The organism is Rhodococcus sp. APC 3903, assembly GCF_030407755.1.
GTDB classification, from domain to species: Bacteria; Actinomycetota; Actinomycetes; order Mycobacteriales; family Mycobacteriaceae; genus Rhodococcus_F; species Rhodococcus_F erythropolis.
The window spans coordinates 1-12,669 of the sequence record NZ_JASDCV010000025.1 but is presented as its reverse complement, the minus strand read 5'-3'; the positions used below and the strand labels follow the sequence as shown (position 1 = coordinate 12,669).

General features: G+C 59.5%; 11 protein-coding genes. 6 read left to right on the top strand and 5 right to left on the bottom strand.

What is annotated here, in order from left to right; all coding sequences use genetic code 11:
• Position 1 precedes the first annotated feature (1 nt).
• Genes QMA15_RS27065 through QMA15_RS27050 form a run of 4 tightly spaced genes read left to right on the top strand, consistent with a single transcriptional unit; the run spans position 2 to position 5,396 of the window.
• Positions 2-1,639: an ABC transporter substrate-binding protein gene (locus QMA15_RS27065; RefSeq protein ID WP_290287364.1), complete on the top strand. Its 1,638-nt coding sequence runs from the start codon at positions 2-4 to the stop codon at positions 1,637-1,639.
• 36 nt (positions 1,640-1,675) lie between these two features.
• Positions 1,676-2,629, top strand: coding sequence for an ABC transporter permease (locus QMA15_RS27060; RefSeq protein WP_290287362.1), 954 nt, complete (start codon positions 1,676-1,678; stop codon positions 2,627-2,629).
• Position 2,630: 1 nt separating this feature from the next.
• Entirely contained in the window at positions 2,631-3,482 is an 852-nt protein-coding gene (locus QMA15_RS27055; protein ID WP_290287360.1) for an ABC transporter permease, read from the top strand.
• Between the two features lie 15 nt (positions 3,483-3,497).
• Positions 3,498-5,396, top strand: coding sequence for an ABC transporter ATP-binding protein (locus QMA15_RS27050; RefSeq protein WP_290287358.1), 1,899 nt, complete (start codon positions 3,498-3,500; stop codon positions 5,394-5,396).
• A 788-nt stretch (positions 5,397-6,184) separates the two neighbouring features.
• On the opposite strand, the gene QMA15_RS27045 is transcribed toward QMA15_RS27050, so the two are convergent.
• From QMA15_RS27045 to QMA15_RS27035, 3 genes are all read right to left on the bottom strand, one after another.
• A complete protein-coding gene (locus QMA15_RS27045) occupies positions 6,185-6,694 on the bottom strand; it encodes an acyl-CoA thioesterase (RefSeq protein WP_290287466.1) in 510 nt (169 codons plus the stop codon).
• A gap of 901 nt (positions 6,695-7,595) precedes the next feature.
• A complete protein-coding gene (locus tag QMA15_RS27040) occupies positions 7,596-7,769 on the bottom strand; it encodes a hypothetical protein (protein WP_290287356.1) in 174 nt (57 codons plus the stop codon).
• A 30-nt stretch (positions 7,770-7,799) separates the two neighbouring features.
• The gene (locus QMA15_RS27035; RefSeq protein WP_290287354.1) at positions 7,800-8,321 is read right to left on the bottom strand and encodes a hypothetical protein; all 522 of its coding nucleotides are present in this window, start codon (positions 8,319-8,321) and stop codon (positions 7,800-7,802) included.
• Positions 8,322-8,507: 186 nt separating this feature from the next.
• Between QMA15_RS27035 and QMA15_RS27030 the strand changes: the two genes are divergently transcribed.
• Positions 8,508-9,023, top strand: a complete 516-nt coding sequence (locus QMA15_RS27030; protein ID WP_290287352.1) for an Lrp/AsnC family transcriptional regulator — start codon at positions 8,508-8,510, stop codon at positions 9,021-9,023.
• Between the two features lie 1,041 nt (positions 9,024-10,064).
• Here QMA15_RS27030 and QMA15_RS27025 read toward each other — a convergent pair.
• Positions 10,065-11,960 (bottom strand): GAF domain-containing protein, encoded by a 1,896-nt coding sequence (locus QMA15_RS27025; protein ID WP_290287351.1) that lies wholly within the window; start codon positions 11,958-11,960, stop codon positions 10,065-10,067.
• Between the two features lie 154 nt (positions 11,961-12,114).
• Here QMA15_RS27025 and QMA15_RS27020 point away from each other — a divergent pair, with 154 nt between their 5' ends.
• Positions 12,115-12,384, top strand: coding sequence for a hypothetical protein (locus QMA15_RS27020; protein ID WP_290287349.1), 270 nt, complete (start codon positions 12,115-12,117; stop codon positions 12,382-12,384).
• 178 nt (positions 12,385-12,562) lie between these two features.
• Here the strand turns inward: QMA15_RS27020 and QMA15_RS27015 are convergent, their stop codons facing one another.
• Positions 12,563-12,667, bottom strand: a complete 105-nt coding sequence (locus QMA15_RS27015; protein WP_290287464.1) for a hypothetical protein — start codon at positions 12,665-12,667, stop codon at positions 12,563-12,565.
• Between the last annotated feature and the right edge of the window lie 2 nt (positions 12,668-12,669).

The window sequence follows — 12,669 nt, the reverse complement described above, 5'->3', positions numbered from 1 at the left end:
CTTGAAGAATCCAGTTCGACATCTCGCGATGCGCACCTGTACGCGGACCGCCACGTACGCGGTATCGGCAGCAGCAGTCGTCCTCGTGGTTTCCGCGTGTGGCTCCGCACCGGGAGCCACACAGACTCGAACCATCACCGACGATCCGATACCCACCTTCACCTTCGCTCTTGCAGCGGCTCCGATCTCCTTGGACATCACCAAGGACTTCGGTCCTTCCATGCAGGTTCAGAGTCTATTCACCGAACCACTGGAACGGCTTTCCGGTGAAGGAGAGTTGCGACCTCATCTCGCCGAATCCGTATCGGTTCCTGACCCGACGACCATCGAATACGTCATCCGGTCCGACGTACGATTCTCCGACGGAACTCTACTGACCCCGGAGGACGTGATCTGGAGCCTTCGGCACGTCTCTGATTCCGCAGCCGGGGCGCAAACTGCCGGCGAGCTGGAAAGTCTCGAAAGCATCGAACAAACCGGACCGATGCGGGTGACTGTGAAGTTGTCGCATCCCGATCCGGTTGCCAGGCAGAGCATCGCGCTGTTCGGACTGATTCAACAGGCAAGGTTCGCTGAAGAACATGCTGCCGAATTGGGTACTGCGCAAGCGGTTCCGGTGGGCACTGGCCCCTACCGGGTCCAAGAATATTCAAGTTCCGGTGTGCAACTTGTCCGAAACGATGACTACTGGTCTGAGCAACCTGCACCGGAAACGCTGAAGTTCGACGTGATTCCGGACGGCAACACCGCTCAGTTGGCAATGCGATCCGGCGACATCCAAGCTGCGAATGTGGCCGACATCAAGAAGCAGTCACAGTGGAAGCAGATCGGTGGAATCGACACGATCGAGGTCCCTCTGACCAAGCTCGCGTATTTGACGTTCGATACCAGTACGAGCCCGTTCGACGATGTCCACGTGCGGAAGGCCGTCGCGCACTCGATCGATCGAAAAGGAATCGCAGAGGCGGCATTCGGTAACGACTCCGTGATTTTAAAGGGTTTGGCAACTCCGGAAATGTTGACCGGTGTCGCCGGTTCCCCTGAGAACGCACAATCCTTCCTGGATGGACTCGGCGGGATCGAGTTCGACAGTAACCTTGCGGCGCAAGAACTTGCCGCCTCGTCGCATCCCCAGGGATTCACGGTGGAGGTTCCCTACACCGACAACGTGAGCTGGACGAAACTGACAGTACTCAATCTGCAACAAAACCTGGCGCCACTCGGTGTGACCGTTGTTCCAAAGCCCATCACCCAGACCCAATGGATTTCCGACCTGTACGCCCACAAGGTTCCCGGAATCGGATTCCTGTCGATTACCGCATCGACGCCCGACCCCAAATTGATCGGCTCCGTCGTCGGAAAGGAGAACGCTGTCGCGCCGAAATTCAACGCCTCGAATTGGTCCACCGATTCCGTCGAACAGGCGCTACCCGTCCTGAACGGGTCGACGTCATCCCTGGATCGATGGACTGCCGCCCAGACCATCTTGACTGGCATCGACGAACAACTTCCGTACGTCCCGCTGTTCAATCCGAATCTGGTATACGCAATAGCCGACGGGTTCGCCTTCGATCGCGACATGTCCTTCTACGACTTCGTCAACGGTTCGTGGGTTACCGCCGTGAAGGCAACGTCGTGAACGACTATCTCTCCCGCACAACGAGGTTCGATTGAGATGGCAGTAGCGGCGTTCATCGGCAAGCGACTCATGGTGTCGGCCGCGCTGCTTCTGGTAATCAGTTTTCTGGTGTTCAGTCTGCTGTCGGTGACGCCGGGCTCTGCAATTGCCGTCCTTGTCGGCTCTCGTCCGAGCACACCCGAACTGATCGCGGCCCTGGAGGCACGACATCACCTCAACGATCCTTTCCTGGTTCAGTATTGGCACTGGTTGGTCGATGCACTGCAGCTCGATTTCGGGACGTCGACCAGATCAGGTGCGCCGGTGACCGGCATCATTACCGATCACCTACCGGTCTCGATCCAACTGGCGGTGTACACACTTGTTTTGGTGGTCGGGATCGGGGTCCCCTGCGGAATGTTGGCGGCCTATCAGCGCGACAGATGGGTGGACAGAGGTATCTCGATGGGTTCCGTAATAGGTATGAGTGCGCCAGGTTTCGCAGTCGGAATGTTGCTGATTTTCGTATTCGGACTCGCGCTCGGACTGTTCCCCGTTTACGGCGTGGGCAATGGATTCTTCGATCGGTTGGTGCACCTCACCTTGCCTGCCACAGCACTCAGCATTGCGCTCATCGCACTGCTGATCCGGCAGACACGCGCCGGAGCGCTCAACGTGCTCCAGCAGGACTACATGACATTCGCGAAGGCTCGTGGTCTCGACCCCTCACGGGTCTTCTTCCGATATGCGTTACGGAACTCCGCAATGCCGGTGGTGACTGCGGCCGGTCTGATACTGATCGCTGCGCTGTCCGGCGCCGTCCTCGTCGAGACCGTGTTCTCCGTACCGGGAGTCGGTTCGCTGATGGTGCAGTCGGTCACCGAAAAGGACCTACCCGTTGTCCAAGGGTTGGCCGTGTGTCTCGGCGCCTTCGTGATTGTCGTCAACCTGACGGTGGACGTGGTAGCTCTCCTCGTCGACCCACGCATGCGGTACGCAGGAAAGGGATGACATGACTGCACTCACCGAACGCGAAAAGAGCAGGCGTGGATCGCGAATCCCCATCACCGTTGTGATTGCACTGCTAATCCTCGGTGTGGTGGTAGTCGCGGCTGTCGCCGGTCGGATCATCAGCCCTTACGACCCCTACACTCAGGATCTTCTCCGCGGTGTGACCGGTTCCGATCGCACACACTGGTTGGGCACCGACGATATGGGGCGAGATGTCCTCTCCCGTTTGATCGACGGTGCCGGCCGCTCCGTGCTCGGACCGCTGTGCGTAGCGATGGGAACAGTGATAGTCGGCGCATCCGCGGGGCTGGTCGCTGGATACAACGGCGGTGCACTCGACAGCGTCCTCAACCGATTCGCAGACCTCGTGTATGCCCTGCCCGCGCTCCTCGTCGCCATCGTGCTCCTGGGGATTCTCGGCGGGAGCTACTGGCTGACTGTGGCGATTCTGGTTTTCCTGTCAGTACCGAGCGCCATCAGAATAGTCGGCAGTGTGACGCGCATCCAGGTTCGTCTGCCGTACATCGACTCTGCGAAGACCCTCGGATTGACCGACTCACGGATCATGATCCGCCATGTGCTGCCCAACATCGCGCCTACCGTGCTCGCCGTCTTCCTGCTGGATTTCGTCGGAGCGTTGGTCGCCTTCTCGTCGTTGTCGTTTCTCGGTATCGGTATCGCCCCCGGGGCTGCGGATTGGGGATCGATGCTCTCCCAGGGGCAATCGATGATCTCCGAGAACCCTTGGGTCGCAGTTGCCCCCGCAGCCTGTCTCATCCTGACCGGCAGCGCCGCAACGATCTTCGGCGACTGGTTCTTCAATCGGCTGTCAGACTCGGGAGAACGGAAGTAGATGACTGTGGAAGATGTGACAGTACAATCGGAAACGGCCGATGCGAATGGCCCCCTCCTGGAAGTTTCCGGGCTATCGGTGTACGCGAACAGGTCGCGGGTGCTCGTCAGTGATGTCAACATCACGGTCCGCCGAGGCGAGACTCTCGGGATAGTCGGCGAGTCGGGCAGTGGAAAATCGATGGCAGTTCGTTCGCTGGTCGGTTTGCTACCGCCGGGAATCCATGCACGAGGAGCAGCAGCTTTCGACGGAATCCCGTTGATCGGCACACGCGAACGTGAACTGCGATCGTTACGGGGCTCCCGAATCAGTCTGTTGATGCAGGACCCATTCAGCATGCTCAACCCCATCCACACGGTAGGCGAGCACGTGCGGGAGACACTCCCGCCCAATGTCCGAGAGGGCGGACGTCAACAAGTTCGGGCCGAAGTTGCTGCGCGCCTCGCGGAGGTCGGCTTGGATCCCAACGTCGCACAAAAGTACCCCTTTCAGCTCTCCGGGGGTATGCGACAACGAGTTGCCATGGCGGCCGCGCTTGCCGGCGATCCGGAGTTGCTGATCGCCGACGAACCGACAACTGCACTGGACGTGACCACCCAGGACGAAGTCCTCCGACTTCTCGCCGGTCTACAGAAGTCACGAAACATGGCGCTCATCTTGATCACTCATGATCTGCACGTGGCAATGGACGTCTGCGATCGGATCCAGGTCATGTACGCAGGACGGGTGGTGGAGGAGGCTACGGTCGCCGATCTTGCCCGCACCCCGACGCATCCCTACACACGTGGGCTGATGTCGGCCAGTCCCCCAGTCGATCGTCGAGTCGAACGGTTGACGTCGATTCCCGGCAGTGTGCCTCAAGCCGCAGCCGTCGAAGCGATGTGCGCATTCGCTGACCGGTGCGAATGGTCTGTCGGCGAATGCTTTTCAGCCCGACCAGCTCTCACTCCCATCACGATCGAACACGCCTCGGCTTGCATCCGGATCGATCGGATTCACGACGAGTTTCCCCGCGGTTCCGAGTTCGAACCACCTCTACCTCAACAATCCACGTCACGATCATTCGAGACGATCGGCCCACCGATAGTCGAGGTTGCGAACGTACACAAGGTTTATCGCGCTAAAGCGATGTTCGGCAAGCCCAAAGACTCACACGCCCTTCGCGGCGTGACCTTCTCGGTCCGCGCCGGCGAATCAGTGGGACTGGTAGGTGAATCCGGCTCAGGGAAGACAACTGTCGCTCGTGCCCTCCTAGGCCTGGAGCACGTCACCTCCGGCCGGATATCGGCATTCGGCAGAGAGCTCACGCCCACTGCATCCACTGCGCAAAAAACCAGAGTCGAATTGGCCCGGAAGATCCAAGTAGTGTTCCAGGATCCGTACGCGGCACTCAATCCATCCCGAACCATCGGTGCAGCCTTGCGAGAAGCGATAGCCGTACGAACCGGAGCGGACAAACTCGATAGCGATTCCATGGCCTCGGAAGTCTCGGAATTGCTCGGCAAGGTGGGGCTACCTGGCAACTACGCCGCTCTCCGTCCGGCGGCGCTCTCGGGCGGCGAACGTCAGCGCGCCGTGATTGCCCGGGCAATTGCCGTTCGACCCAAGCTGCTCATCTGCGACGAACCTGTTGCCGCCCTGGACGTCTCCGTGCAGGCCCAAATCCTCGAGCTGCTTCGCTCCATCAGAGCGGAGAACGGGATGAGCATGCTCTTCATCACTCACGACTTAGCAGTCGTGAGGCAGATGACCGATCGAACAGTGGTTCTCTACCGGGGTGAAATCGTGGAAGCCGGCGAGACCGACGCCGTGCTCGACGCACCCAATCACCAGTACACACAACGATTGCTCGCATCGGTTCCATCCTCCATTTCAGCAGTTGTGCAACGTAGTTCAAATGCAATCCCGAGGTAGCACTGCTGGATACGGCGACCAGCACCCACTCTTCAACTGGCCGGCACGCAACACCAAATGTCGACCTCGGATTTGCATGGAACATCCGCCGATCCTGCACCTCCCGACGGACCGACACGGATGCACGGACTGCCACAGAAAACACCACTTCGTGAACCCGAATCCGTCACGCCGAAAGTCCGTCCCCGCTTCCATTCCGCGCGGCACGAAGGCGAGCAGAATTTATCTCCAAGTCCCACTTGACAACGACCTAAAATTGTTGCCCTACAACCGCATCTGGGAGGAAATCGACGCTCGCTTTAGCGTTGCATGACGCCGAAGTTCTCGGACCCGCCATAGTCAAACTTTTCCAGGACAACGACTCTGGGGGTTTGGAGGCATATTCGGAGACGACGTTAGGGCACATCTGGAATAACCAAGCGTTTGCCGCGTGGTCAACTCAGATCAATCACGACGCCGGTTATGCTACCTGCGCGGCCGAATTTCGCAAACAGATCGCGCCGCGCAGAGTTGCGTCGCCTGTTCGACTCCCCCACTGCCAACCAGTTGTACAGCGAGTTTCTCGCGGGAATTAACCAAGCCGCGAGCTGGAGTGCCGGGCCATCTGCGCGACAGGCGCGCAGATGGTCGAACATCGCCGTTCCGCCTTGGCAGTAGGAGACATCCAATTGTCCGACACAGCACGAAATATCGCTGTCTCGTCAACGGTGACGAATGCTGCAGCGCCCCATAAGAACCCGAAACTCTACCTAAATGTCAAATCACGTTGTAGTGAAACGTTCTGCGCATCAGCACCCTTCGGGTACCGAGGGAACTGCATGGGACCGCGAGAACGCCGCCCGTTGCGCACGTCTTCGCAGTCGGGCTGCCTCGAATCGTTCCCGTTGCAACGCTGTCGAGAGCGACAACGGCGTGATCGCCACTGGTTTGCCGGCGGCATCGACGGCAACCATCGTGAGATAGGAACTGTTGGTGTGGCGGCTGGTTCCCCGTTGAATATTCTCTGTATCGACACGAATTCCGATCTCCATGGAGGTTCGACCGGTGTAGTTCACAGAGGCGGAGAAGGTGACCAATTCCCCGACATGAATAATGTCGCGGAATAGGACCCTGTCCACCGATAGGGTCACCACATAGGTTCCCGCATACCGACTTGCACAACTGTAGGCCACCTGGTCGAGGAGTTTGAGCAGGCTTCCTCCGTGAACATTGCCCGAGAAGTTCGTCATATCGGGAGTCATGAGGACCGTCATCGTCAGAGACGAGGGCCGGCCCGATGGTGTTTCATCGGAAGTCATAGATGAGTCTCCGGGTTCCACGAGCAGCGTCCATGTGGCCCGCTCATACGTTTTGGCTAACTCTCGACGGGTGTCGAGGACATGCATCCGACCGTCAGGAGAGAGGTCGACAGTGTGCAGGTGGCTGTATCTGTCGATCATGGATTCTGATCGGATGGAAAAATAGGTTGGCATATTCGATCCTGTTGTCTTGTCGCCGACTGACCGAAGTGTCAGCGGCGGAACATGGTTCGCGTTCGTCGTGCCGCCATGGTGCCGCCAGTTATGCGGGGTCGGAGGCTAAGATCTCGGGGACAGCAGCGCGAGGCCACTCAGTCCCGAGAAGTTGGTGCGTTCCCAGTTGGCTATCTTCTCGGCGGCAAATTCGGCCAGCGCAGACCCCGAGAACGTCCAGACACACGGAGTTAAGTCCCCTCCGTCAATGTTTCCCGGCATCGGCGATCAGATGTCAGCGACCTGTTGAGGCGGAGAGATCGTCAGTTCGATTCGGAGAGGGCACGTTCAGTCTCGTCAGATGGCTTGGACGACGGCCTTCCACTTCTCGGACTGCCTGGCTCGCAGTACTGGCCGATCGCATTGTTCGCTTGTAGTTTTTTGGGCACTGAACCTCGTACTCCTCGGTCCCTTAACTGCCTCCGCTCGTTCCTGTTGCACCGACAATGCCGGATCTAATGGCATTGGCGTTCCGCGATACGCGGAACCGTGCGGTGTCAGTGTGTTCCTTCCCCCTCTGATATCTGGGGCTTTTTCACAGGAGCAGCGTGTCGGATTAGCCGCGGGTGTGCAGCCGTTTGCCTGCTCGAACTGACAGCGCGGATACTACCGATCTGAGCTGCTTCCTGCCCGCGGCAGGAGAGCCAGAGACCAAGCTCGCCCTGGCGTTGCGTGATGGGCCTCCTGGTCAAACTGTCTCGCGAGCACCATCGCGACAGAACCCTCGGACAAGGTCCGAGGTGATACCTGCAGTCTCCGCGTCGATTAGCAGCACGCCGTTGGTGTCGACCAGCTGCAACTGCGGCAGAGCCGCGACGTCATCGGCTCCCGATGGCGTCGGCAAATCCGCTAAATCGGTCATGCGTCACTACCTTCATGTTTGCTGGATAAGTCAATTCGCGTATGCCGCGGATCGGGGATCAGAACTGACCGCTGGAGATCCAGCCCGAAAGGCCGACACCGCGCTTGTCATGATGTCCACGACACCGAGTGGACGAAGCATCGACTCGAAATCGGCGCACCGCTCGGGCGTGGCTGTCAAGCACAATGCCATTCCCTTGCTGCTGAGCTCGAGAGTCTCCGCGCCGAACAACCGAGTCAACTCACCGATGCGCACCAGATCGACGGGATTTGGCCGCAACCTCATATAGATGGACTGCCTGAGATGTCCGCGGGATCCCACAGTGATGACCTGCGCAACGTCGACGAGTCGGTTGAGACGTTTGGTTAGGAGTTCAAGTCGGTTCGCCGAGGAAACGTGTACAGCCAACTGGATCCGCCACCGATCCGGGTCTGATTGTCGGATGAATTGCAGGCTGATGATCTCCACGTCCATCGGTAACAGCAGTCCAGCCACCCGAGCCGGAACATCACGACCCGGACCCGCAACGATCACGAGATGATGCTCCGACATCTAGATCCCCCTGGAGGATAAGAGAATTCGGCGGTAGCCGACAGTGCGGCCGACACTAAACGCCGGATGCCATCCAGAGCAATGTCCACGCGCCATAGATGCTCAACGAAGCGGAAAACTGCAACTGTTCAGGCCCTGCGGTGCAACAACTTTGCCAATCTCGGCAATTTAGTGCATGGTCATGCGGTGCTCGATGACATCGATCGTGGAATCATCCGCCTACTCCAAGAAGACGGCCGCCGAACAGTCCGCGACATCGCAGATCGCGTGGGACTGACTGTCGCACCAGTGAAACGGCGTATTGACCGTCTCGAAGAGACCGGAGTGATCAACGGCTACACCGTGCGGGTGGATCCCACCAAGATTGACGGTGCGCTCGAAGCCGTCCTCGAACTACGGGTCGCCGGCAACTTGGAACTCAGTATGATTCTGGCTTTCGCCGAAGAGATCCCCGAGGTCATGGAAGTTCTGACACTCGCTGGTGACCCGGACGCTATCGTCCGTATCCGCGCTGCGAACATCCACGACCTCCAGCGCGTCGTCAACCTGCTCCGCACCAACGGTCGGGTCGCAGGGACAAAAACTCTGGTGGTTCTCAGTTCGTGGTCTCGATCAGGGCAGCAGCCCGACAAAACCGTCTATGACCACATCAAGCAGACTGAGGGCGGTCCACCTCATAGTGGGCATGTTCGCCCCCAGTGACGAAGTGCATCGGTTGTTCGTGCGCCAAGCCAGCCGACGCATACCGGAGCCGGCATTCCGAAGTGCCGCAAAGTCTCTGCTCCGTGCCGACGCCGATGATGCTGCGGCACTCATCGAAAACAAGTCCTCGAACCCCGGAAAGCCCGTTCTAGGTTCCCGGTTCCCAAAGCCCCTGAATCCCAGGTGCGAACTGGGCCCACCGCTCTGGCGATCATCGACGGCGGGCAGATCACGTAGCCCACTTAACATTCTTGCCCGCTCTCGCACTGAAGTCAGAGTCCGTTGCTACTGCGCAGCATGCAAGTTTCATCGGTTCTCCTCTCCTTACAACCAACAAATACATAGCGATAATCTCCACATTTTGACACTTCTCATAGATGGTCCCTCCGTCGATTCGGTGACGATACGGGATTACCCTGGAGGCCAGGACAATTGAGGTGACCACCCGCATCACAGAACTCACCCCGGCACGAGGGGCCTAGACTTCCTCCTCGTCGGATGGTCGCCGCAGCCGCGCCACTAACACAGATCGCAGTCACTACGACACTCGTGAACGACGAGGTTTGCGTACGCTTCTGGTATTCAAGTGCAATGACCTATCACCCGCACCAGCTCTCGAGCCGCGGGGTGGACGCCGCGCAGCACGTTCGCCCACATTCATGAGGCCTACGCGCTCACCGACCAACACGCGCGCCGAATTGGTCTCAGCCCCAGATCCTAACGTGCAAGTGCTTTCCATGTCGCATGGATCATCTAGGGCGGCCCTTGCAAAACACGTAGCGTCTTGCGCGCGAAAATGTTTGGATGTCGCGGTTTGGGCGTGGATCACTTAACACGACGCCCATGTGATGTTCGGGGCTTGGCATACGATCGGGACCTGGCGTAGGAGACGGGCGGATGACGGCGCCGGGTCAAGGCCTCGAACGGCTCCTTGCCGTCGCCGGTACAGCCGCGATGATCGATTAGGCAGTGTCCGTCGACTCGTCCGTCACCCGCGCTCTGTCGACGCGGATTGACTCTGGCATCTTCACGACGGTCCGCTCAGTCACTGGTCAATCGTGCAAGTTCCCGTAGGCGCAGAGCCAACTGCAATTCCAGGGTCCGATCCGGCTGACGCCAGGATTCCTCGAGCAGGGCGGTGATCCGCTCGAGCCTCTGGTAGAGGGTGTTGGCATGAATGTGTAACCGCGCGCATGTTCGGGCATGGTGCTGGGATTCCTGCAGGTAAGTCGACAAGGTCACTGTCAGGTCACCCCGGCGGGAACTGTCGTGCTCGAGCAACGGCCCAAGGGTCGTCGCGACGAACTCGGAGACCTCGTTCCTGCCGGCCTGACTGAATAGCGAGCGGAACATGCCCAGGTCATCGGCCTGAGCGCATTCCCCCGCCCGGCCAAGTCCGTGGAGCACCCGGGCCGTCTGGAGGGCTATCTCGTAAGCACGCCTTAGCCCGAGCACGCCACCTTCGGTGGAGGCGACGCCGATCGTGTATCGGCCGCGAGGGCCGGTGGCCGTACCGGCTCGTGCGACCACTTCGCTGGTAGGGATCCGCGATATCAGCACGATGACACGACCGTCGTATTCGGACGACCATCCGCCTAGCTCGTTCGCCATCCGGGTGGCGGCCCGATTGGCCAGGGCCACCGCCGACGAGGACGTGTCCGCTTCACCTGGATCGAATGCCACCAGAGTCGTCACCGCATCGATGTCGAGCCCGGTGGCACGGGCACGGCGCCTGGCGGTCCGCTCATCCGATCCCGCGGACAGCAACACGTGTGCGAGCTCCCCGCGGGTGCGCAACTCTGCCTCTGCAACAGCGCGCTCCGAGGCGACCGCCAACGCGACGGAGGTGACCCCGATACTCAGGACTCCGCGAGTGTCGTCGACATCATCGTTGTCCGCGGTGACCAGGCATCCGACGTAGCCAGTCGGCAGTGCGACCTGCGCCGCGAGTGCGGAGCCCACTGGTCCGTCAACACTGACGAGAGGGACGCCGGTGTCGGTGAACAGTGCGCACATTTCGGTTGTTCCGATCAAGCTGGCGATTTCTCGACTGCGAGGTCCGGGATCTTCCTCGACAAGGAAGTAAACCGGTTGCCCCAGGAACTTCTCGATCCTGGCGAGAACACCATCAGTGCCGCTTCCCGCGAGAATTTCTGCCATTAGGCTCTCCCGAAGCTGAGCGGAGCGTTGGCGTTGAGCGATGGTCGCTTCGAGGTGGCGGTTGGCTGCCCCCAGTCTCTCAGCAGCTTTTGCGGCACGCTCGAACAGCGTTGCGCTCTGGATTGCGACGGCTGCGTGGGTGGCCAGCGCAGCGAGCAGTTGCACCTCTCGGTCTGAGAAGGTGCGTGGACGTCGGCCAGCGGCCACGAGGACTCCGATAGTTTCGCTGCCTGCCATCAGCGGAACACCGAGAACTCCACCGAGGTGTTCGGCCAGGACCGCGGCGTCAGCGTTGTCGACGTGAAGAAACATGTCATCGTTCAGGTACTGCTGACTCCACATCGGTTGCCCCGCAGACAACACCCGGCCGGCGAGTCCTTGCCCCGGCGAGAGCTCGAGTCCCCGCAGGCCCAAACCCATTGAGCCCTCGACGACTTCGATCTGCAGTCTCCCGTCGTCTTGCAGAAGCAGGATGTAGGTGAGATCCATCGACAGGAGTCGCCGCGCTTGTGCGGCGACCTCCTGTAACACCTCGCGCGGGCGGTGCAGCGACGCGAGGCGACGGGCGAGGTCGTTCAGAACCGAAAGCTCGTCCGCCTGCTGACGTGTCGACACTAATTTCGAGCGGAGCTCGAGCGCAATCTGCAGCTCCCTCTCAACCGCTTCAGGATCCGCTTTCGTTGACTCGAGCAGTTGCTGCCGATGCTCGACCAAACGCTTTGCCGAGGCCTCACGGATCAGCAACGGCATCCAGCTGGCATCGAAAATGGTGCTCACGGTTCACATCATCCAGGAAAACGCCACTAAAAATAGAGAGAAAATGCCCATGTACACAACCGAACGACAGTGAATTTCTCCATCGCCCGCCTCGACCATCAGATGGTTACGTCTATCTCGTTGAACTAACATTTCTAGAAGCGCGGAGGGAGCAGTGACTCACACGAATTTCGCCCCCGGCCGGAACATCACCGATCGGTTGCTCGACGAATACCCAACACAGCATCGGCATATCGCCGTGCGGTACGTCGGCCACCGGATCCAGGTCAGCCGACAGGATCGCTGGAATTGTGACCGGCGGGCATCGATCACCATGGTGATTCCTTCCCGGAACGGGTTGTGCTGGCTAATCGAGTACAGCAACGGCTCGACCGACGTGATCCGGATCTTCGGAAACCCAGAGCAATTCGAGATCACCCCGTGAGCGCCGCCCGCCCCGGAGGCGCTTGCACGGAGCGAAACAAGAGCGAACCTCCGGCGCCGTCGAGGAGGCGGTGATCTCCCGTGAGTTGACCTCGCAGGCTGTGCACTCCCTCTCGATTATTTCGACAAGATTCACAAATTGAAATGAATTCTGCAACAAGACCTTTAGCGCAACTCGGTCATCGGAGGTCCAACAGCCGCGCGACTTTCAGGCTCAAATGCAAGGCCAATCGGTCGTCGCCGTTTGCCAAGTCTGCGCGTGTTATCTCCTGAATTCGCCGCAAAC